Here is a 22,505-nt window from a genome sequence, read left to right on the forward strand (position 1 = left end):
CGGAACAACATGCGCTCATTCTCCCGCTCGCCACTGGCAGCTCATCTCGCTTTGGCGCTTGCGCTGACAGCTCTGGCACCAGCGGCCATGGCCGAACCGCACAAGGCGATTCAGGCCGATGCCGAGCAATACAAGGACGAAGCCTTGAAGCTGCTGGAGGGTCTGGTAAACATCGATTCAGGCTCCGGGTATGTACCGGGCCTGACCAAAGTCAGTGACATCGCGATTGAAGAACTGAAAAAGCTCGGTGCCACCATCGAGCTCGTTCCGAATACACCAGAGGCCAGCAATCATGTAGTTGCGACCCTGAAAGGCACCGGCAAGGCGAAGATTCTGCTGATGGCACATATGGATACCGTGTTCAAGGAAGGCTCTGCGGCCGAGCGTCCGTTTCATATCAAGGACGGTCGTGCCTATGGCCCTGGTGTTATGGATGACAAGGGCGGCATCGTTGCTGCTATCTATGCTCTGAAGGTGCTGCACAACCTGAAATTCACCGACTACGCACAGATCACAGTATTGCTCGACGCCAGCGAAGAAACCGGTTCAGGCGTCGCTACCGAGCTGATCAAGAAAACAGCGAAAGAGCATGACGTGACGCTCAATCTGGAGCCGGGTCGTCCTGCTGATGGTCTGGTGGTGTGGCGCAAGGGTTCTGCGACGGCACTGGTCGAAGTCAAGGGCAAAGCCTCGCATGCGGGCGTTGCGCCGGAACTGGGGCGTAACGCTGCCACCGAGGTTGCGCATCAGATCCTGCAACTCGGCAAACTGGGCGACGAGGAGAAGAAAACCACCGTCAACTTCACCGTGCTCAAGGCGGGTGATCGCACCAACGTGATTCCTGATCAGGCCAGCGCCAAGGCCGACGTGCGTGCCGCAGTGCCGGAGGAGTTCGATCGCGTCGAGCAGGACCTGGCCAGGGTGTCGGCCAACAAACTGGTGCCTGACACCGAGGTCAAGACCAGTCTGGTCCGTGGCTTGCCGCCAATGCCGCAGACCCCGCAGTCCGATGCTTTGGTCGCTATGGCACAGGGCATCTATGGTGAACTGGGGCGCACCCTGACCATCGAGGGCAGCGGCGGGGCGGCTGATTCAAGTTTGTCTGCCAGCGTAGGAACGCCAACACTGGATGGTTTCGGCATCGTCGGTGGCAACATTCATACGCCTGAAGAGTACGCCGAGGTGGGCAGTGTCGCGCCACGGATCTATCTGCTGTCACGGATGATCATGAAGTTGTCCGGGCAACATTGATTCGAAAAGCCTCCCGCGCAGGGTAATGAGAAGTGTTTTCCGCACGCTTCTCGTTTCTCGCGCTCCGCATTGGAACAATAAGCAGTTAGATTGTGTATAACGATGAGCGCAAGGCGCGGGAGGCTGTAGAGTCGATGACGCGCTTTTAAACAGATACAAGACTGCAGAGCCCCCGATAATGCATACAACGGGAGGCGGCTGGAATAGCGGTTCATTGTCGGGTATTTGCCGACAACTAGTTGTCATGACCCATCCCCGTGTTTACTCATGCGTCACATTGCAGGATTTGACCGATAACCTGCAGCCTCTTTGTTTACACCTTAGCGATACAGAAAAGCTGTCGTTGCGGCTCCAGAGCCTTGGAGGGTCAGCGTGCTTTCACCTGTTTCCTTTAAACCATGGCCATTTTATCAGTGCGTCCGCGGCCTTGGCGCGAGCCGGTTTTCGCGCGCTGGCCGGTTGGTATTTCTGTATATATTTAATTATGACCTTAATACCATGTCGAAAAGATAGGCTGTCCCCTGTCAAGACTAAGCACACGATCCTTTGACGCGAGCTAGAGGTCGGTACTGTCAAAATCAACTTCAAAAAAAGTTCAACAAATCGGATACAGGGTCGATACAAATATTTGACGTCATGATGATGGCGTTCTAATATTGCCCACCTTTTGATATCAATATGCTACTGCAAGGACGCACCGTGTACCCTCATGCTCCCAGAGTGGCCCTGCTGCTCATGCTCGCCATCGCGTCTTTCCCCTTGTTTGCAGCCAGCCCTCCCGCCAGTTTGCCAGGCGAACAAGACCTTATTCGTGATCGTCAGGACCGCTTGCTAGAAGAGCAACGCCGTCGTCTTGAAGAACTCAAGGACCTGCCGGGCAAGCAAGCTGTACCCGCGGCACCAGGCGCGCCTGTCGACACCCGCTGCTTCACCATCCAGCGTATAGAGCTCAAGGGCGCTGATTCACTGTCGTCTGCCGAGCGTGATGAGCTGATTGCGCCTTATCAAGGCAAGTGTCTTGGCGTCGCCCAGCTCAACGAGTTGCTGAAAGTCATCACCGATCATTACCTTGAAAAAGGCCTGGTGACGACTCGCGCCTATCTGCCGCAACAGGACCTGTCCACAGGCGACCTGCAAGTGCTGGTCATTGAAGGCAAGCTGGAACATCTGCGCGGCGATGCTGCCAGCGGCCTGTCGGCGCGTGAGCTGGCCATGACCTTTCCCGGCAGGGAAGGCGAGATGGTCAACCTGCGCGAAATCGAGCAGATGGTCGATCAGCTCAACCGTCTGCCGTCCAATCAGGCACAGATGGAGCTGACCCCCGGCCAGGTCGTCGGCGGCAGCGATGTGGTGGTCAAGAACACTCCGCAAAAACCGTGGCGGGCTAACCTGTCGCGTACCAACGAGGGGCAGCGCAGCACCGGTGAGCAGCAATGGAACGCCGGGCTTGAATGGGACAATCCGCTGGGGCTGGCCGACCAGTTCAGCCTGCGCGGCGGCCACGATGCGATCAGCGACCGGCAGAAAGCCTCGCGCAATGCCTCGCTTGCCTACAGCTTGCCCTGGGGCTGGTGGACATTCAGCTATCTGTACAACACCAGCGAATACCGCTCGGTGGCCCAGGCCTCGAACATCAACTTCAAGCAGGACGGCGACAGCCAGAACCACCAGTTCAAGGCCGAGCGTGTCGTGTACCGCGACGCGCTGAGCAAGACCTCGCTCAATGCCGGTTTGTCCTACCTGCGCACCAACAATTATGTAGAAGACAGCAAACTGGCGCTCAGCAGCAACCGCATCACCGAGGCGCAGTTCGGCATCAACCACGGTCGGCGGGTCGGTTCGGCGTTCATCAACATCGACCTGGGCATGCAGCAGGGTATCGGCGCGCTGGATGCGCAGGGCAGCCATGATCCTGGCCCTGGCCAGGCCGATGCGCGTTATCGCAAATACACCGGCACTCTCAGCTACTTGCACCCCTTTCAACTGTGGGGCGAGAACCTGAGCTTCACCAGCCTGGCCACCGGGCAGCGCAGCGAAGATGTGTTGTTCAGCTCGCAACGTACCAGCCTGGGCGGGTCGTCGTCGGTGCGCGGTTACAAGGATGAGTTTCTGTCTGGCGACAGCGGCGGTTACTGGCGTAATGAAGTACGCCTGACCCGCCCGGTCACGCTGGACTGGCTGCGCCCGGTGTTCGCCGAGTATGGCGCGGCTGCCGGTTACGACCAGGGCGTGATCCGCAACGACCGTTACAACGGCGACCAGCATGGCCGCTTGTCGAGCAATTCGTTCGAGCTGTTTACCCGAGGCCAGCACGTTGCGGCCTCAGTGACCTTCGCTCGTTCCCTGGAACGTCCTGATGTGATCGAGCGCGAAGCACCGATCTATTTCCGTATGGATTTCTTCCTTTAACAACGCTGTTTTCAATCACACTGTATCGAGGTTGCCCACATGGACGTTCACCAACTGGCTCTGCTTGCTCGTCAGCCTTCTGCTGTGCTGATTGAGCGCCAGTCCTTTTGGGGAATGCCCAAACGCGGCCTCGCGCTGATCCTGGCCAATGCCCTGTTCTGGCAGCCGCTGCTGGTTCAGGCCGAAGGCATCGTGGTCAGTGGGCCGAATACCAGCCTTAGCCAGGCGGGCAATGGCGTGCCTATCGTCAACATTGCCGCGCCCAATGCCACCGGCCTGTCGCATAACCAGTATCAGCAGTTCAACGTCGACAGCCAAGGCGTCATCCTCAACAACTCCACGAACCAGACCCAGAGCACGCAACTGGGCGGGATCATTGTCGGTAACTCCAACCTGCGTGGAACGGCCGCTACCACCATTCTTAACGAAGTGGTCGGGGCCAACGCCAGCCAGCTCAGGGGCTACACGGAAGTGGCCGGCCAAGCGGCGCGGGTCATTGTCGCCAACCCGTATGGCATCAGTTGCAACGGCTGCGGTTTCATCAATACCCCGCAGGTCACGCTGACTACCGGCAAACCGGTGCTGGATGCCAACGGGCAGTTGCAGCGTTTCAATGTGCAGGGCGGCAGCATATCCATTGATGGCGTGGGGCTGAACGCAGACAACGTCGACCAGTTCGACATCATCACCCGCAGCGCGAAGATCAATGCCGAGCTGCACGCCAAGCGCCTCAACATCATTGCCGGTCGTAACGATGTCGACGCGCAGACCCTCAATCCCACGGCCCTGCCTGACGATGGCAGTGCCAAACCGGAACTGGCCGTCGACAGCTCGGCGCTGGGCGGGATGTATGCGGGCGCGATCCGTCTGGTGGGCACCGAGGCAGGCGTCGGGGTCAGGCTTGCGGGAAATCTTGCGGCCAGTGGCGGCGATATCCAGATTGATGCCAACGGCCATTTGAGCATGACGCAGACCGCGGCAAGCGGCGCTGTCACGGCCAGGGCCAACAGTGCCGAAGTCAACGGCCCGGTCTATGCGGGGTCGTCATTGACCATGAGCACCGCGGGCGATCTCACCACCCGGCAGAACGTCGCCGCACGCGATGCGCTGAGCCTTTCCGCAGGCGGACAACTCAACAACTCGGCGGTGATCGAGGCGGGCGTCAATGCCGACAATAGCCGTAATGGTTCGGGTGATGTAACGCTTTCTGCCAACGGGTTGACCAACAGCGGCAGCATAACCGCCAGTCGCGCCTTGCAGGCCACCATTACCCAGACCCTGAACAACCAGGGTGCCACACTGAACGGGCAGTCCAGCACGCGCATCGTGGCTACAGCCGTCGACAATCGTCAGTCGGGCCGAATTCTGAGCCAGGGCGGCACTGTCGACATCAATGCGTCTCAGGTGCTCAACAGCCAGAGCGGGCTGATCAGCAGCAATGGCACTATGACCATCACTGCGGGTTCGCTAGACAACAGCCAGCAGGGAAAATTGTCCAGCAGCAGCGGCTTGTCTGCCCGTATTTCCGGGCAACTGCTCAACCAGCTGGGGCTTATCAGCGCCAATGGCGATCTGCTGCTCAACGCGGCAAGTGTGGACAACCGCAGCGCGGAAATCTCCAGCCTTGGCAGCATGACCTCGACGGTGGGGCAGTTCAACAACAGCGAAAAAGGTCGCCTGCTGGCCAACGGCGCGTTGCAGTTGACGTCCGACCACCTGAACAACCAGAACGGCTCGGTGGCCGGGCAACAGGGCGTACAACTGAACCTGGGGCAACTGACCAATACCGGAAGCGGCAGCGTTTACGGCAAAAACAGTCTGAACCTGGCCGTCAGCGGCGCGTTGAACAATGACCAAGGCACACTGCGCAGCGATAGCACCCTGGATGTGCGTGCAGCGTCTCTGAGCAACAACACCGGCAGCGTGACCAGTGCCGGCAAGGCGTCAGTCAGCACGAGCGGTGCGGTGGTCAACCGCGGCGGGCAGATCATCAGCGATGCGGGGCTGACGTTGAACAGCGCCAGCCTGGACAACAGCCAGAGCGGGCGTATTGCCGGTAATGGTCTGACACTCACCACCGGTACCTTCGATAACCATCAGGACGGTCGCCTGACCAGTACCGGCGCACTCCAGCTGAACGCCGGGCTGGTCAACAACAGCGATGCCGGTCGTATTGCCAGCGCCATGGCCCTGACTGTCGTAGTCACCGGCCTGAATCAGACCAACGACGGTCGTCTGTATGGCAACAGCGATGTCAGCCTCGACCTGAGCAACGGCCTGTTGACTAACCAGGGCGGCCTGATCAATGCGCCGGGCCAGTTACTGCTGAAAAACCTGAACGTGGTCAACAACCAGAGCGGCAAGATATCCAGCGCCAACGGTTTCACGCTGGCGGCTACTTCGCTGGACAATACCGACGGTTCACTGCTCAGCGACAAGGCACTCGTTGTAAGCATCAACAAGCTGCTGACCAACCTTCGAGGTCTGGTTTCTGCGACCGGTCTCGATCTGACGGCCGGATCACTGAACAACCGCAACGGCGAAACTTCCAGCCTTGGCAGCCTGACGGCTTCCGTCGGGCAGTTCGATAACCGTGAAAAAGGTCGTCTGCTGGCCAACGGCGCGCTGCTGTTGACTGCGGATGGCTTGAATAACCTGAACGGGGTTGTTTCCGGTCAGCAAGGCGTGCGGTTGAATCTGGGGCAGATGAACAATACCGGCGGTGGCAGCGTTTACGCTAAAGATGCTCTGAATCTGACGCTGGGCGGTGTGTTGGTAAATGATCAGGGCGTGGTGCGCAGTGATGGCACTATGGACCTTAAAGCAGCGGGTCTGGCCAACACTAATGGCAGCGTGACCAGTGCTGGAACAGGCGTGCTCAACTTCAACGGCGCGGTTGCCAATCAGGGCGGGCAGGTAGTCAGTGATGCACAACTGACGCTCACCAGTGGCAGCCTCGACAACAGCCAGCGCGGGCGTATTGCCGGTAACGGTGTGGTGCTGAGCACCGGTGCGTTCAATAACCAGCAGAGCGGGAGTCTATCAAGCACTGGGGCCATGCGCCTGACGGCAGGGCAGGTCGACAACAGCGCTGCAGGTCGTATCGCCAGCGCCATGGCCCTGACTGCTGTGGTGACTGGTCTGAATCAAACCAGCGATGGCCGTCTGTATAGCAACAGCGATGTCAGCCTGGACATGAGCAACGGTCTGCTCAACAACCAGAGCGGGCAGATATCCGCTCCCGGTCAGTTGCTGCTGAAAAACCTGAACGTGGTCAACAACCAGAGCGGCAAGATATCAAGCGCCAACGGCTTCACGCTGGCGGCCACTTCGCTGGACAACACTGACGGCTCGCTGGTCAGCGACAAAGCGTTGATCGTGCGTATCGCTCAGCTGCTGACCAACCTGCGCGGGCAGATCTCCGCCAACGGCGTCACCCTGAGCGCCGCAGCGTTGGATAACCGCAACGCCGAACTGTCCAGCCTGGGCAGCCTGACGGCCACCATAGGCCAGTTCGATAATCGCGAAAAAGGTCGCCTGCTGGCCAATGGCGCGCTGCTATTGACCGCGGGCGGCTTGAATAACCTGAACGGGATCGTTTCCGGGCAGCAGAGCGTGCAACTGAACCTGGGCCAACTGAACAATACTGGTGGGGGCAGCGTTTTTGCCAAAAGCAGTCTTGGTCTGACCGTCAGCGGGACACTGAAGAATGATCAGGGTGTGCTGCGCAGCGACGGTTCACTGACCGGGAGTGCAGCCTCGCTGGCCAACAGCGCGGGCAGCATCAGCAGCGCCGGGGTCGCATCGATCAGTATCAATGACGGCGTCGTCAACCAGGGCGGGCAGATCCTCAGTGATGCACAACTGACGCTTGTCAGCGGCAGTCTCGATAACAGTCAGAGCGGGCGTATTGCCGGTAATGGTCTGACACTCACCACTGGCGCGTTCGACAACCATCAAGACGGTCGCCTGACCAGTACCGGCGCACTCCAGTTGAATGCAGGGCTGGTCAACAACAGCGATGCCGGTCGTATCGCCAGCGCCATGGCGCTGAGCGCTGTGGTCACCGGCCTGAATCAGACCAACGATGGCCGTCTGTATGGCAACAGCGATGTCAGCCTCGACCTGAGCAACGGCCTGCTGACTAACCAGGGCGGCCTGATCAATGCGCCGGGCCAGTTGCTGCTGAAAAACCTGAACGTGGTCATCAACAACCAAGGCGGTGAAATATCCAGTGCCAACGGTTTTACACTGGCAGCCAACTCGCTGGATAACACGGACGGCTCGCTGCTCAGCGACAACGCTCTCGTTGTGCGCATCGATCAGTTGCTGACCAACCTGCGCGGCAAGATTTCCGCCAATGGCCTCAATCTGAGTGCTGCAACGCTGGACAACCGCAGCGCGGAAATTTCTAGTCTGAGCACCCTGACTGCCAACATCGGCCAGTTCGACAACAGCGCGAAAGGGCGTCTGCTGGCCAACGGCAAAATGCTGCTGACAGCCGATAACCTGAATAACCAGAACGGCGTGGTTTCCGGACAGCAGGGCGTTCAGCTGAATCTGGGACAGCTGAACAACTCCGGCGCTGGCAGCGTTTATGCAAAAAACACACTGGGTTTGACTCTCACCGGGGCATCGAATAACGATCAGGGCGTGCTGCGCAGTGACGGCACGCTGGACCTGAAAGCAGCTTCTCTGGCCAACACCGGCGGTCGAGTCACCAGCGCCGGTGCTGCCACGTTGAAAGTTGATGCTGCCGTCGTCAACCAGGGCGGGCAGATCATCAGTGATGCAGGTCTGACGCTTTCCAGCGGCAGCCTGGATAACAGCCAGAGTGGTCGCATTGCGGGCAATGGTCTGGCACTCACCACCGGTACCTTCGATAACCATCAGGACGGTCGCCTGACCAGTACCGGCGCACTCCAACTGAATGCCGGGCTGGTCAACAACAGCGATGCCGGTCGCATTGCCAGCGCCATGGCACTCACCGCTGTGGTCACCGGCCTGAATCAGACCAACGACGGTCGTCTGTATGGCAACAGCGATGTCAGCCTCGACCTGAGCAACGGCGTACTGACTAACCAAGGCGGCCTGATCAACGCGCCGGGGCGGTTGCTGCTGAAAAACCTCACGGCGGTCAACAACCGGAACGGCGAAATTTCCAGTGCCAATGGCTTCACGCTGGCCGCGACCACGCTGGATAACACCGAAGGTTCGGTGATCAGCGACAAAGCCTTGATCGTGCGTGTCGCCCAGTTGCTGACCAACCTGCGCGGCCTGATTTCCGCCACCGGTGTCGAGCTGAGTGCCGCGACGCTGGACAACCGCAACGCGGAGCTCTCCAGCCTTGGAGAGCTGACCGCAACCGTCGGCCAGTTCGATAACAGCGGCAAGGGCCGTTTACTGGCCAATGGTGCGTTGCTGCTCAACGCCGACAGCCTGAACAACCAGAGCGCTGGTGCCGTTTCCGGCCAGCAGAGCGTGCAGTTGAACGTCGGGCAACTGATCAACACGGGCGGTGGCAGCGTCTACGCCAAAAACAGTCTGGGTCTGAAAGATACGGGCGTCCTAAGCAACGATCAAGGGACATTGCGCAGCGATGGCACGCTGGCGTTGAGCGCCGCTTCTCTGGGCAATACTGCCGGTAGTATCACCAGCTCCGGGGCCTCGTCCCTGACGGTCGATGGTTCGGTCGTGAACCGCGGCGGGCAGATTCTCGGCGATTCAACGCTGGTGCTCACCAGTGGCAGTCTCGACAACAGCCAGAACGGGCGTATCGCCGGCAAGGGCGTGAAGCTTGTCACCGGTGCCTTTGACAATCAGCAAGGCGGCCGCCTGACCAGTACCGGAACCCTCCAGCTCGATGCCGGGCTGGTCAATAACAGTGACGCCGGGCGTATCGCCAGCGCCATGGCCCTGACTGCCGTGGTCACCGGTCTGAATCAGACCAACGATGGCCGTCTGTACGGCAACAGTGACGTCAGTCTCGATTTAAGCAAAGGCGTGCTGAACAACGACGGCGGTCTGATTACCGCGCCGGGCCAGTTGCTGCTGAAAAATCTCAATGCAGTCAGCAACCGCAGCGGTGAAATTTCCAGCGCCAACGGCTTCACCCTGGCCGCTACGTCGCTGGACAACACCGCAGGCTCGGTGCTCAGCGACAAAGCGCTGATTGTGCGTGTTGATCAACTGCTGACCAACCTGCGTGGCCTGGTGTCCGGCAACGGTATCGATCTGGCGGCCAATGAGCTGAATAACAACAGCGGCAGCCTGAGCAGCGATGCCGACCTGCTGGTAAACGTCACTGGCCAGCTGTCGAGCCGCAGCGGCGAGCTGACCAGCGCCGGTAACACGATCCTGAATGCGCTGAGCCTCGATAATGCCGCTGGCCAGGTCATGGCTGACCGGTTCCTGAAACTGGTCATCACTGAAACCATCGACAATCAGGCCGGAACGCTGGGCGCAGGGCAGGGTATCGACATCGGTGCCGCGAGTCTGGACAACCGCCAGTCCGGTGCACTGGTCACAGATGGCCAACTGACTCTGAAACTGACCGGCGCACTGGACAATCGCACGGGTGGCAGCCTGCAAGCCAAGGGCTTGATGGACCTGTCGAGCAAGACGCTGGACAACCGCGGCGGCCGTATTGCCGCGCAGAACCTGCTGATCGTGCATAGCGACAGCGTGGACAACCGTGGCGGTTCGATTCGTGCCGAGAAAGGCCTGCAGCTGTTCGTCGATGCCCTCGACAATAGCCAGACCGGCCTGAGCACCACGCAAAAAGGCCTGATCAACAGCAATGCCGGTCTTGAACTGGTTGGCACGCATCTGGATAACCAGAACGGTCTGCTCAACGCTGCTGGCCTGATGCAGTTGCAGGTCGACAGCGCTCTCAACGGCAGCGGTCGTATCGCCAGTCAGGCCGACATGGTCGCCAACATCGCCAATCTGACCCAGCAGGGTGGCGAACTGGTTGCGCAGGGCAATCTGACCCTGACCGGCAAAACCCTCGACAACCGGTCGGGCGGCCTGGTGGGCTCTACAAAAGCGCTGAAAATCGAGGTTGCCGACATCGACAACAAGGCCGGTGAGCTGTCCAGCCAGATCGGTGTGGACATCATTGGTCAAACGCTCGACAACAGCGACGGCGGCAAGGTCCTGGCCGGTACGGCGCTTGGGCTGACCGTGGCGCGCGTGATCAACCTGAATAAAGGCCTGTTGTTCGGTAACACCCTGCGTCTCGACGGTGCACGCCTTGATAACGCAGGCGGCACGCTGGCGAGCCAGAAGGACCTGAACATCAGTCTTTCTGGCGCGCTGGACAACACGGGCGGCCTGCTCAGCAGTGAGTCAGCCATGACGGTCAGCGCTGCTTCCCTGCAAAACGCTTCGGGCAGCCTCTCCAGTGCCGATGCCTTGAGCGTCACCACCACTGGGGCTTTGAACAACCAGGCGGGTTCTGTCACCACCGACGCAACGCTGACACTGACCAGCGCCAGCCTGAACAACAGTCAGGCGGGCAAACTGGCTGGCAAGGGCGCCACGCAGGTCACCACCGGCACCTTCGACAACAGCCAGGGCGGTCGCCTGACCAGCAGCGATACCCTGCAGTTGACTGCAGGCAAGGTCATTAACCAGAGCGCCGGACGTATTGCCAGTGCGCTGGCATTGACGGCCAGCGTGACCAGCCTCGACCAGCAGGGTGGTGAGCTGTTCAGCAACACCTCGCTGAGCCTCGACCTGAACAACGGCCAGTTGAACAATCAGGGCGGTTTGATCAACGCCCCCGGCGTGTTGCTGCTGAAGAATCTCAACGGCGTGGCCAACCAGAACGGCGAAATCTCCAGCGCAAAGGCCTTTACCCTGAACGCCAACAGTCTCGATAACAGTGGCGGCAAACTGCTCAGCAGTCAGGCCCTGACGCTGATCGTGAACAAGGCCCTGAGCAACATCAAAGGTACGATTTCCGCCGCCGCGTTGAACACTCGCAGCGACAGCCTGGACAACACCGAAGGCTTGATCAGCAGCCACGCAGCTCTGGACCTGACGGTCAATACCGCCCTGACCAACGTCAAGGGCACGCTGATTGGTGACGGCGATGTGAATTTGACCGCCGCAACAGCCAATAACCGTCTTGGGCAACTGGCGAGTAAGCGAAACCTCGATGCGCGGATCGGCACTCTTCAGCAACAGAACGGCCAGATGCTTGCTCAAGGCACATTGACCTTGCGCGGCGACGCGCTGGACAACCGTCAGAACGGTTTCATCGGCGCAACCCAAGCCCTCGATATCAATGTCACCGACATCGATAACCGCGGCGGTGAACTGTCCAGTCAGGACGCGATTATCTTGACCGGCCAGCAACTGAACAACAGCGACAGCGGTCAGGTGCTGGCACAGAAAGCCCTGACGCTGAACGTTGCGCAGATCACCAACCGAACCAACGGTCTGCTCTCCAGCCAAGGAGGCTTGACGCTGGTGGGCAGCACGCTGGACAACACCGGTGGCGCGCTAAGCGCCCTCAAGGCCCTCAGTATCGACCTGTCTGCAGCGCTCGATAACACTCAAGGCCTGATCAGTAACGAAGACGTCCTGACGGTGAAGGCCGCCAGCCTGACCAACACCGCAGGCAGCGTCTCCAGCGCTGGAAAACTGACCCTCGACAGCACCGGAGCAATCAGCAACCAGGGCGGCAAACTGTTGACCGATGGTGCGCTGGACCTGAAAAGTGCCAGTCTTGATAACAGCCAGAAAGGCAACATCAGCGGCAAAGGCCTTCTGACCCTCAAGACCGGGAATTTCGACAACAGCCACAACGGTCGCGTGAGCAGCAGTGATCGTCTGGACCTGACGACCGCACAACTGACCAACAGCGATGGCGGCAGCATCGGCAGCAGCCAGGCACTGACCGCCAGTGTCAGCCGCCTGAGTCAGCAGGGCGGTAGCCTGTTCAGCAACACCTCCTTGAGCCTGGACCTGAACAACGGCCAGCTCGACAACCAGGGCGGTTTGATCAACGCGCCAGGCGCATTGCTGCTGAAAAACGTCAACGAGGTTCTAAACCAGAACGGCGAAATCTCCAGCGCTCAGGCGTTCACCGTCAACGCTCAACAACTGGATAACAGCGGCGGCAAACTGCTCAGCAACCAATTGCTGACCCTGCGCATCGCCCGTGCGCTGACCAACCTCAAAGGCATGATCGCCGCAGCCGGTGTCGACGCCACCGCCAATACCCTCGATAACACGGGCGGTACGCTGACCAGCCGCAACAACCTGGACCTGACGGTTACCGGTCTGCTCACCAACCGTGACAAAGGACTGATCAACGCTGCTCAGGCGCTCAAGGTGGGCGCGGCCAGCCTCGATAACCAGAGCGGTCAGGTGCTGGGCGGCACCAGCCTGATCCTCAACGCCACATCGATCAACAACACCGCCAAAGGCCTGATCAACAGCACCGGCACCCTGAACCTGACGGCGGGCAGCCTGGATGCCGGCAACGGCGGCGAAGTGTCGGCCACGCGCGACATGACTCTGGTCCTCAATGCACTGTCGCTCAATGGCGGACGCGTGATGGGCGACGCCGGGTTGTCCATCGACATGCAAGGCAACGACCTCAACAACCTCGGCGGCTTGATCACGGCAGACGGTCCGCTGACCCTTAACCGCATTCGCGACCTGAATAACCAGTCTGGCGAGGTCTCCAGCGCGCAGAGTTTCAGGTTCGATGGCCGCACCCTCGATAACAGCAGCGGCAAGCTGATCAGCAGCAACGTGCTGACAGTCAACGCGACCAACCTGCTCAACCAGAACGGTCTGATATCCGGCTGGCAGGGCCTGAACGTTTCCGGCAATCGACTCGATAACCGTACCAACGGCACCTTGTCCAGCCGCAACGGCAACCTTGTTACAACCCTGACCGGTGAATTGCTCAACGGCGGCAACGGTGCGTTGGTCAGCCAGAACACACTGAGCGTAACCGCTGACAGCCTCGACAACAGCGGCGGCATCCTCTCCAGCGGAACCGGTCAGACCCTGACCGTGGCGGGCCTGCTGAACAACAGCCAGAACGGCCTGATCGACGGTGGTGCAGGGCTGACCATCAAAGCCAATGCCCTGAACAACGCGGCCGGTAACCTGACGGCCCAGCAGGGTTTCAGCTTCGAAGGCAGCAGCCTCGACAACAGCGCCGGTAACCTGAGCAGCAAGGCCGATATGACACTCGACCTGCTGGGCAGCCTGACCAACACCAGCGGCAAGCTGGCCAGCGGCGGTAACCTGCTGTTGCGGCGCAGCGCGGCGATCAACAACCAGGCCGGGCAACTGATCAGCCAGAGCCTGATGACCCTCAACACATCCGGGCAACTGGATAACCGCAACCGCGGCACCGTTGCTGCCAACAACACACTGAAAGTCGTCGCGGGTGGCAGTGTCCTCAACGATGCTGATGGCTTGATCTATAGCCAGAACGCCGATGCGCATTTGAATGCAGCGAGCCTCTCCAACGTTCGTGGCGCGGTCCAGAGCGTCGGCGCACTGGTTGTGGATGTCGCTGATACCGTCGACAACCAGAACGGCCGGATCATCGCGCAGAACGGCGACCTGAACCTGACCGGTGCCAACCTCTACAGTCAGGGCGGAGTGCTGTCCAGCCTGCAAGGTCTGTTCACCGCGAAACTGGCCGGCGTGCTGAAAAATGGCTATGACGCCAACCGCCAAGGCGGTGTCATTCAGGCGCAACGCCTCAACCTGACCGCGCTGGGCGGCTTCGACAACTACGGCGGGCGAGTCTCCGCACGCAGCGGCGAAGCGCTGATTACTACCCCCGGCTTCGACAACCGCAACGGCGGCCTGTACGCCAAAGGCCTGGTGCGGGTCAACGGTGGCAACTTCGACAACAGTGGCGACAACGACGGCCAGATCGCCGGTGGCCAGGTCGAGCTGAACCTGAGCGGCGCACTGAACAACCGCTTCGGCATCATCGAAAGTGACAGCACTCTGGCCGTGACCGCTGCCAGTCTGGACAACCAGACCGGACAACTGCGCGCGCTGGGCGGTGGCGGCGCCACGAACTTCCAGATCGGCAACCTGTTCGACAACCGCAACGGCACCCTGGAAAGCGCCAACAGCGACCTGACTCTCAACGCTGGCAACTTCCTCAATGGTGGCGGTTCGCTGCTGCATACGGGTAATGGCACGTTTGATATTTCTACGGCCAACGTCACCAATGCTGGCGGCAGCGTCGTTACCCGTGGTGGTTTGACACTGAGTGCCGATAGCTGGACCAACAGCAACGTCATCCAGGCCGGGCGTCTGAACGTCAACGTCAATAACTTCAGCCAGACCGCCAGCGGCCAACTTCTGGCTTCCACCAGCTTCGTCGGTAGCGGCGGTAACTGGAACAATGACGGACTGATTGCCAGTGACGGCTCGCTAAGCCTCAATATCGGCGGTACATACGGCGGCAATGGCCGTCTCAGCAGCCTCGGGACGCTCGGACTGAGTGCCGCGCAAGTGAACCTCAACGCCGCTTCGACCATCGCTGGCGGCGGGGACACCACGGTTTCGGTTGGGGGGCAATTGAGCAATGTCGGCCGCCTGACCTCGGCGAGTAACCTGACCGTCAATGCAGGGAGCATCAACAACCAGGGCACGCTGGGCAGTGGTCAAGCACTGACGGTGACCACCGGCTCGCTGGTCAATGACCGCGGGCTGATCTTCAGTGGCAACAACATGAGCCTGCGGGTCAGTTCGCTGAACAACAGCTACGCCAACATCTACAGCCTGGGTAATCTCACGATTGACCGTAACGGGCAAGGCGCCCTTGCCGACAGCATCGTCAACAGTTCGGCGTCGATGCAAAGCGACGGCAGCATGAGTCTGGCGGCGAGCACGATACAAAATATCCGTGCGTTGTTGACCACCAGCAATGGCGGTATCTACACCGCCAGGATTGATGAGGGGGCATGTAACCGGGAGTTTTATAACAATGACTGCGGCGGCGGCAAGGCAACTCATACCTGGGAAATCACCCAGCGTGAAAAGCTGGAAGTAACCGCAGCCAGTGCTGCGTCCGGCATCACCGCTGGCGGTAATCTGAACATCAACGGCGGTGATCTGTACAACCAGAGCAGCACCATCGTCACTAGCGGCAACTTCACCGCTACGCTGAACAACCTGACCAACACCGGCATAGAAGCCAGCGATACCGAAACAGTGCGTGTTTACCGCAGTGCTCGCACCACCAACGCCGGTTCCTGGACCAATGCCGCCAGCGACTTTACTGAAAAGTACTGGCTTACCAGCAGCGGTTATAACGCCAACAACCTCAGCGGCCTGGAACCGGCAATGGCCGACTTCATCGCCACCACTGAAACCGAGATGCCCGAGTTCCGCAAGGTTACTCAGTTATCGAACGGCGATCAGAGCTATGCCGCCATTATTCAAGCCGGCGGTGCGGTCAACGTCAACGCCAGTAAAAACATCGGCAACAACGTCGTACGCGCTGGCTACAGCTATGTGAGCGGCGGTTCGCGCACTGATACCAATGCGCCAGGCAGCCAATTCTCCACGCGCATTACCGTAAACCAGCAACTGCCGCCAGACCTGGCCCAGCAACAAGTCAATCCGTTAAGTCTGCCAGGCTTTAGCCTGCCCACCGGCCAGAACGGTCTGTTCCGCCTGAGCGGCCAGACGGGCACCGCAGCCACTGTCGCTCAACCTGTAGGCCTGCCGCAAAGCTGGACGATGGGCAGCGCAGCGGTCTCCGTCGCGCAACGCCAGCAAACCGTTTCTGATGCCCAGGCAAGCACCATCCAGATCGGCTCGGTAGGCCAGATAGCCAGCGCCACTCGCCAGCTTGCTTCGGTTACACGGCAAAGCGCAGGCGTGAGCGCCAATGCATCTGCTTTCGACACCAGCGCCCCAGGTGCCGCACCTGTCGGCGGGCTTGTACTCCCTGGGCACACCTCTGATTCCGCAGGCGTCACCAGTGTCGACAGTGTGGCCGGCATTGCGACGGGCAATCAGGGCAGCGGTGCTTTGCTGCCTGTCCAGAATTCAGGCTCGACGTCGGGTCTTCCGACTATCACTGCGATTTCTTCCGGTAACTCGGCCGCTCAGAACGCCGGAATGGTGCAGGGCATCCAGGTCAATCAGGCGGGGCAGGTTGTAAATGGCACGCAGGGTAACTTGCTCAGCGCGGTCAATCAGGCTACGACAGGTGCCCGGTCAGGCGCGACTGCTGCCGTTACCCAAGTGGTTGTAAATGTCCAAGGCGTTCCGGTCGTCGCCCCTGTTCGTAACCCTGTTGCTACTCAGGGCGGCGCTTTGACTATTGCCGCTCCAAACCCTGTCAGCACCCCGACCACCAGTACTCAGCCCGCCACCGTGGCGCAAGCCAGTGCGATCACACCGGTGGTTTCTGCCGCAGCGCAAACTGTGACCCGAGTAGAAGGGTTGCCAAGTAGCTCGTCCGTTTCCAAGCCGCAGAAATACCTGATCGAAACCAACCCGGTCCTCACCGAACTCAAGCAATTCATGAGTTCGGATTACCTGCTCGCAGGCTTGGGCTACGACCCGGAAGCCAGCGCCAAGCGCCTGGGCGATGGTCTTTATGAACAACGCCTCGTTCAGCAAGCCCTTGTGGCCAGAACCGGCCAGGCGTTCATCGACGGCCAGACCTCCAACGAGGCGCAGTTCAAGTACCTGATGAACAACGCCATCGCCAGCAAACAGCAGCTGAACCTGGCGGTCGGCGTATCGCTGAGTTCACAGCAAGTTGCAGCGCTGACCCACGACATCGTCTGGCTCGAAGAGCACGAAGTGAATGGCGAAAAAGTGCTGGTGCCAGTGCTGTATCTGGCTCAGGCCGATAATCGCCTTGGCCCGACCGGGGCATTGATTGCCGGTAACGACGTCTCGCTGATTGCCGGACAGGACTTGAATAACGTCGGCACCTTGCGTGCGGCCAATAACCTGTCGGCTGCCGCTGGAAATGACCTGGTCAATAGCGGCCTGATAGAGGCTGGCAACCGTCTGGACTTGTTGGCAGGTAACGACCTGATCAACAAATCCGGGGGCATTATCGCCGGACGTGATGTGACACTGACCGCCCTGCGCGGCGATGTCATCAACGAACGTACCGTGACCAGTCATCAGAGCGCTGCGGATGATGCGACCTGGCGTAAGGACTTCGCCGACAGCTCCGCACGTATCGAAGCGGCCAACGACATGTCCCTGCAAGCGGGTCGTGACGTGAAAAACACCGGCAGCGTATTGCAGGCTGGTCGTGATTTGAGCATCTCCGCGGGCCGTGACGTCGCTATCGACTCGGCCCAGACCGAGAGCGGCCAGACACGCGGCGTGAACTCCAGTAATTCCAGCATCACGCAACTGGGCTCCACAGTCAGCGCCGGACGCGACCTGACGGCCCAGGCAGGCCGCGACATCAACGTGATCGCCAGCAGCATCGACGCCAAACGCGACATCGCGATGGCCGCAACGGAAAACCTGACCCTGTCCTCGGCGGCTGATGAACAGCATTCCTACGGCAAGAGCAAGAAGGTGACCGAGCAGGAAGATCATGTGACACAAGTCGTGACTAATCTTAATGCTGGAGGAAGTATTGCGTTGAGTGCTGGCAAGGATCTGAGCATGATTGCCAGCCGAGTGAGTGCAACAGATCAAGCATATTTATATGCAGGCAATGACGTCAATTTACTCGCCGCACAGGACAGCAATTACTCATATTATTCAAAAACCAAGAAAGGTTCATTGGGTAAGAAGACCTCCGGAATGACAGAGAGCGAAAGCGATATCGCTGTCAGCTCAGTAATCGAATCTGGAAAAAAACTCGTTGTTTCAGCCGGTAATGACATCAATTCCCAAGGCGCCAAATTGGAGAGTGCCGGCGCTCTAAACGCCAGTGCTGGCCGAGATATCAACCTTGGCGTTGCTGAGAGCTCTGAAAGTCAATCCAGCGCTTCGTCAAAAAAAGGGATTTTCTCCAGCAAAAGTAATGCTAGCTCGTCCAGTCAGACAATGGTCACGAGTACAGAGTTTCGAGGCGAGAGCATCAGCTTGCAGGCTGACAACGACATCAAGTTGAACGCAGCAGTTATCTACGCGCAAGAGCATGCAAAACTGGATGCAGGACGTGACGTCGTCATTGGCACTGCCGAGCGACAGCAATCGGCCAGTCAATCAAGTTCTTCGAGCAAGTTTTCTATAAACTTTGCTGGTGCCCCTTCGTTGGCACAAAAAGGAAAAGCAGGCCAGGAAAATTCAAGTGAAAGCGTTGGCAGTAGCATTAGTGCCGATACGCTGGACGTAATAAGTGGACGTGATACTGCAATACGTGGAAGCACGCTGGTTACCGATGGCGATACAAAAATCGACGCAGGACGCAATGTTGAAATTGTAAGCGCTCAGAACAGCTCAAACTCCACCAGCAGTTCTTCTGGAAAAAAAGCGGGAGAGATTGGTTCATGGTGGCAGAGCGCGCTAGGCGTAGTGAGCCTTAAGGAAAGCAACGACAACGATGTAACTCGACAAGTCGGTAGCCAAGTCGCTTCGTTGGGCGGCAATGTCAACATTAATGCCGGTGAAAATTACAATCAGGTTGCCAGTCAGGTCATCGCGCCCAAGGGCGATATTTCGATTAAGGCGAAGGACGTCGATATTCAGGCTGGATTCGATGTGCTAAGCGCTAACCATACTGCAGGTTCGAGCAGAACAGCGATTGGCGGAAGTATAAACGTACCGTTGGTTGACGCAGTACGTAGTGCCCAACAAGCGGTGCAGGCTGGAGCAAAAACTGACGACGCACGCATGCAGGGATTGGCTGCAGCCAACGCTGCGATGAGCGCTAATCAGGCTTATGACAGTGGCCAGGCACTCATGAATGGTGAAATGGGTATCAAGGTCAGTGTCAGCCTGAGTAATAGCCAGAGCCATAGCGAAAGTAGTCAGTCCGGAGCCAACGTTGTATCGAGTGGCCTGGTTGCTGGCGGCAATGTCGATATTCAGGCCACCGGCGCAGGTAAAGACAGCAACATCAACATCGTTGGCAGCCGAATCGACGCGGGGCATGACGTTAATTTGAAAGCCGACGGCGACGTCAATCTCCTTTCAGCTCAGAACACATCTCTTCAAAACAGCACAAATGGTAATGCCGGTGGGAGTGTGGGGATCGGCTTCAGCGTTGGCGGATCGCAGAACGGGTTCACGCTTGATCTTGCCGCCAACAAGGGTAAAGGCAAGTCGGATGGCTCTGATGTTACCCAAACAAATACCGTTGTGAGTGCGGGGAATAAAGCATCAGTTGAAAGTGGCGGTGATACGTCTCTCAAGGGCGCAGTTGTTAAAGCCGATCAAGTCCAGGTAAACGCTGGCGGCGATCTGATCATAGAGAGCCTGCAGGACACGAGTAAATTCGCCGCCAAACAGATGGACTCAAGCGTTGGGATCAGCATTTGCATTCCACCATTCTGTTATGGCGTAAGTGGTTCGGCGTCATTCAATCAACAGAAAATGCAGAGTGACTATGCAAGTGTCGTGGAGCAATCCGGCATCAAGGCCGGGGACGGCGGTTTTCAGATTGATGTCAAAGGTAACACTGGCCTTGTGGGTGGCGTGATTGCCAGCACAGATCAGGCCGTAAAAGACGGCAAGAACACGCTTTCGACTGGAACATTGACGACAGTCAACGTGAAAAATAAAGCGGAATATGAGGCCACGAGTATTGGCCTGAGCGGCAGTAGTGGTGAACATGTCGGTAGGGATGCGAATGGGGATCAGAAAGCTGGAGCGCCAGGAACTCCTGTTGCCGATAACGGTAAGCTCAGCGCGAATACACCGATTGCCCTGTATGCCAGCGGTGAAGCAAGTAGCACCACCTACAGCGGGATCAGCGGTGCAAAAGTCACTATTAAGGATGACGCCAAACAGCAAGCTCTGACGGGGCAAACAGCTGCGCAAGCCATCGCAGACATCAACACGGACGTGGCTAGCGACCGAGATGGCAGCAACAGGCTCAAGCCAATTTTCGATGCGGATGAAATTCAAACGAATTTCAACATTGTAGGCAAATTTGTACAAAACGCAGGGGTCTACCTTGAGTCGCGTGCAAGAGAGGTCGATCAGGCAAAAGCGAATGCAGAGAATGAGCGACTTCAGTCTTTCAATCCTGCGTTGACCCCAGAGCAGCAGCAGTTACACAGGGACAACTATCTTGCCTTGAATCAGCAGGCCCGTGACATTGCGAACGACTGGGGAGCGGGCGGCACCTATCGCCAGATTGCAACAGCTCTGGTTGCGGGTGTGTCAGGTAATGTGACAGGCGCTTCAAGCCAGTTTGCTCAAAACATGGTGGTCAATTATGTCCAGCAGCAAGGCTCCGGGTACATCGGCAAGCTGGTAGCCGCAGGCGATATTCAAGAGGGTGACCCGATTCATACTGCGCTTCACGCAATCCTAGGTTGCGCAGGCGCGGCTGCCAGTAGTCAGAGCTGTTCGGCTGGTGCAACGGGAGGCGCTGCTGCAAGCGCACTGGCCGCGCTTTTCAACGACACCAAACCAGATGAAACAGACCAGGAGCGGGAAGCCAAGCGAAACATAATCACCAGCCTCGTTACAGGCATAGCTGCCGCCACGGACCCCGGTAGCGCCTCCGCCGCCAGCAACGCAGCTATTGCCAATGTGGACAACAACTGGCTGGCAACGCAGCAAATCGTTCAGGCGAACAAAGAGTTTGCGGCTGCCTCAAGCTTGGCAGAGCAAATGAGCGTCATTTTCAAATGGTCTGGCATATCGGCGAGACAGGACTTCATTTCCGGCAAAGGGATGTTGATCGGTCTCAAAGACGGGCTGGCTGACTCCGGATTGACCTCACTCGACAGTGCCGCACAACTTGTGGCGCACCCAATCGAAAGCTTCGCCGCAATGAAAGATTTTGTCGAATCGGCCTCGGGACGACAGCTATTGGGCGCGGCATCTGATGCTCTGGCGTTGCAATTGGCCAAGATCAATACAGCGCTTCAGGAGGGGGGTGATGAAAACGCCGAGCAATTAGGCACGACGATGGGGCAAGCGATATCGATTGTTGTCGGCGCGTTGGCGGGAGGTCAGACGAACACTGCGAAAGCGGCGGCAGAGCTGTCGAGGATGGGGATCGACCTTTCGAGCAGTACCCTCAAGACTGCTGCGGCGAGCTACAAGGCGAGTTCGCTGGAGAAGAAGCTGGCGAAGCTCGAGAGTGTTGGGCGTGATCTGGATGTGCCGGATGCTCCTGAAATGCCTGGAGATAGTGTAAGCTCTAGCTTTGATACGGTGCGAGATGGGGCAAAAGCGACTGGGACGATTGCAGATGGGGAACGCCTAGTTTACCTATCTAACTCCACCGCGCCGGGAATCAGGGATAGGCTTTCGGCGGCAGTTAGTGATGTTCGGACAGGGTTACCTCGAGAAGGAAACGTCGCATTTGCTGAAGTGGATGTTGGTGCGCTTTCATCAGAGACTATGGTGATGAAAGCTTATAGTCAGTTTGATGCTAGGGTCGAGGAGTTTTTGCCGAAGCCTAGTGGTGATCTGAGTTCGTGGATATTAAAACCTCAAGTCTCTACGTCTAAATATGTTGGAACAGCTGAGGGATATCTGCGAGACATGGATACAGAATTTAAAATTTTAGAAACTTTAGCTCAGCGCCTAGGTCCGAACTCACCAGCTTCTGGGCGTATCAATTTGATTTCAGAGAAAATGGTTTGTCCAAGTTGTACTAATATTGTTACTCAGTTTCGCGAACGATATCCTAATATCCAATTAAATGTATTTACTGTGGAGAAGTGATT

Annotated in this window: 3 protein-coding genes; all 3 read left to right on the forward strand. The window is 58.3% G+C overall.

Features of this window, described 5'->3' with window-relative positions; genetic code table 11:
• Positions 1-9: 9 nt before the first annotated feature.
• The gene (locus RYC18_RS09820; protein WP_005745943.1) at positions 10-1,251 is read left to right on the forward strand and encodes a M20/M25/M40 family metallo-hydrolase; all 1,242 of its coding nucleotides are present in this window, start codon (positions 10-12) and stop codon (positions 1,249-1,251) included.
• Positions 1,252-1,950: 699 nt separating this feature from the next.
• On the forward strand, positions 1,951-3,660 hold the full coding sequence (locus RYC18_RS09825; protein ID WP_005745944.1) for a ShlB/FhaC/HecB family hemolysin secretion/activation protein: 1,710 nt from the start codon (positions 1,951-1,953) through the stop codon (positions 3,658-3,660).
• A gap of 39 nt (positions 3,661-3,699) precedes the next feature.
• Positions 3,700-22,503, forward strand: coding sequence for a hemagglutinin repeat-containing protein (locus tag RYC18_RS09830; protein ID WP_316885534.1), 18,804 nt, complete (start codon positions 3,700-3,702; stop codon positions 22,501-22,503).
• The last annotated feature ends 2 nt before the right edge of the window (positions 22,504-22,505 follow it).

This window comes from Pseudomonas syringae group sp. 247E2 (assembly GCF_032587795.1).
GTDB lineage: Bacteria > Pseudomonadota > Gammaproteobacteria > Pseudomonadales > Pseudomonadaceae > Aquipseudomonas > Aquipseudomonas amygdali.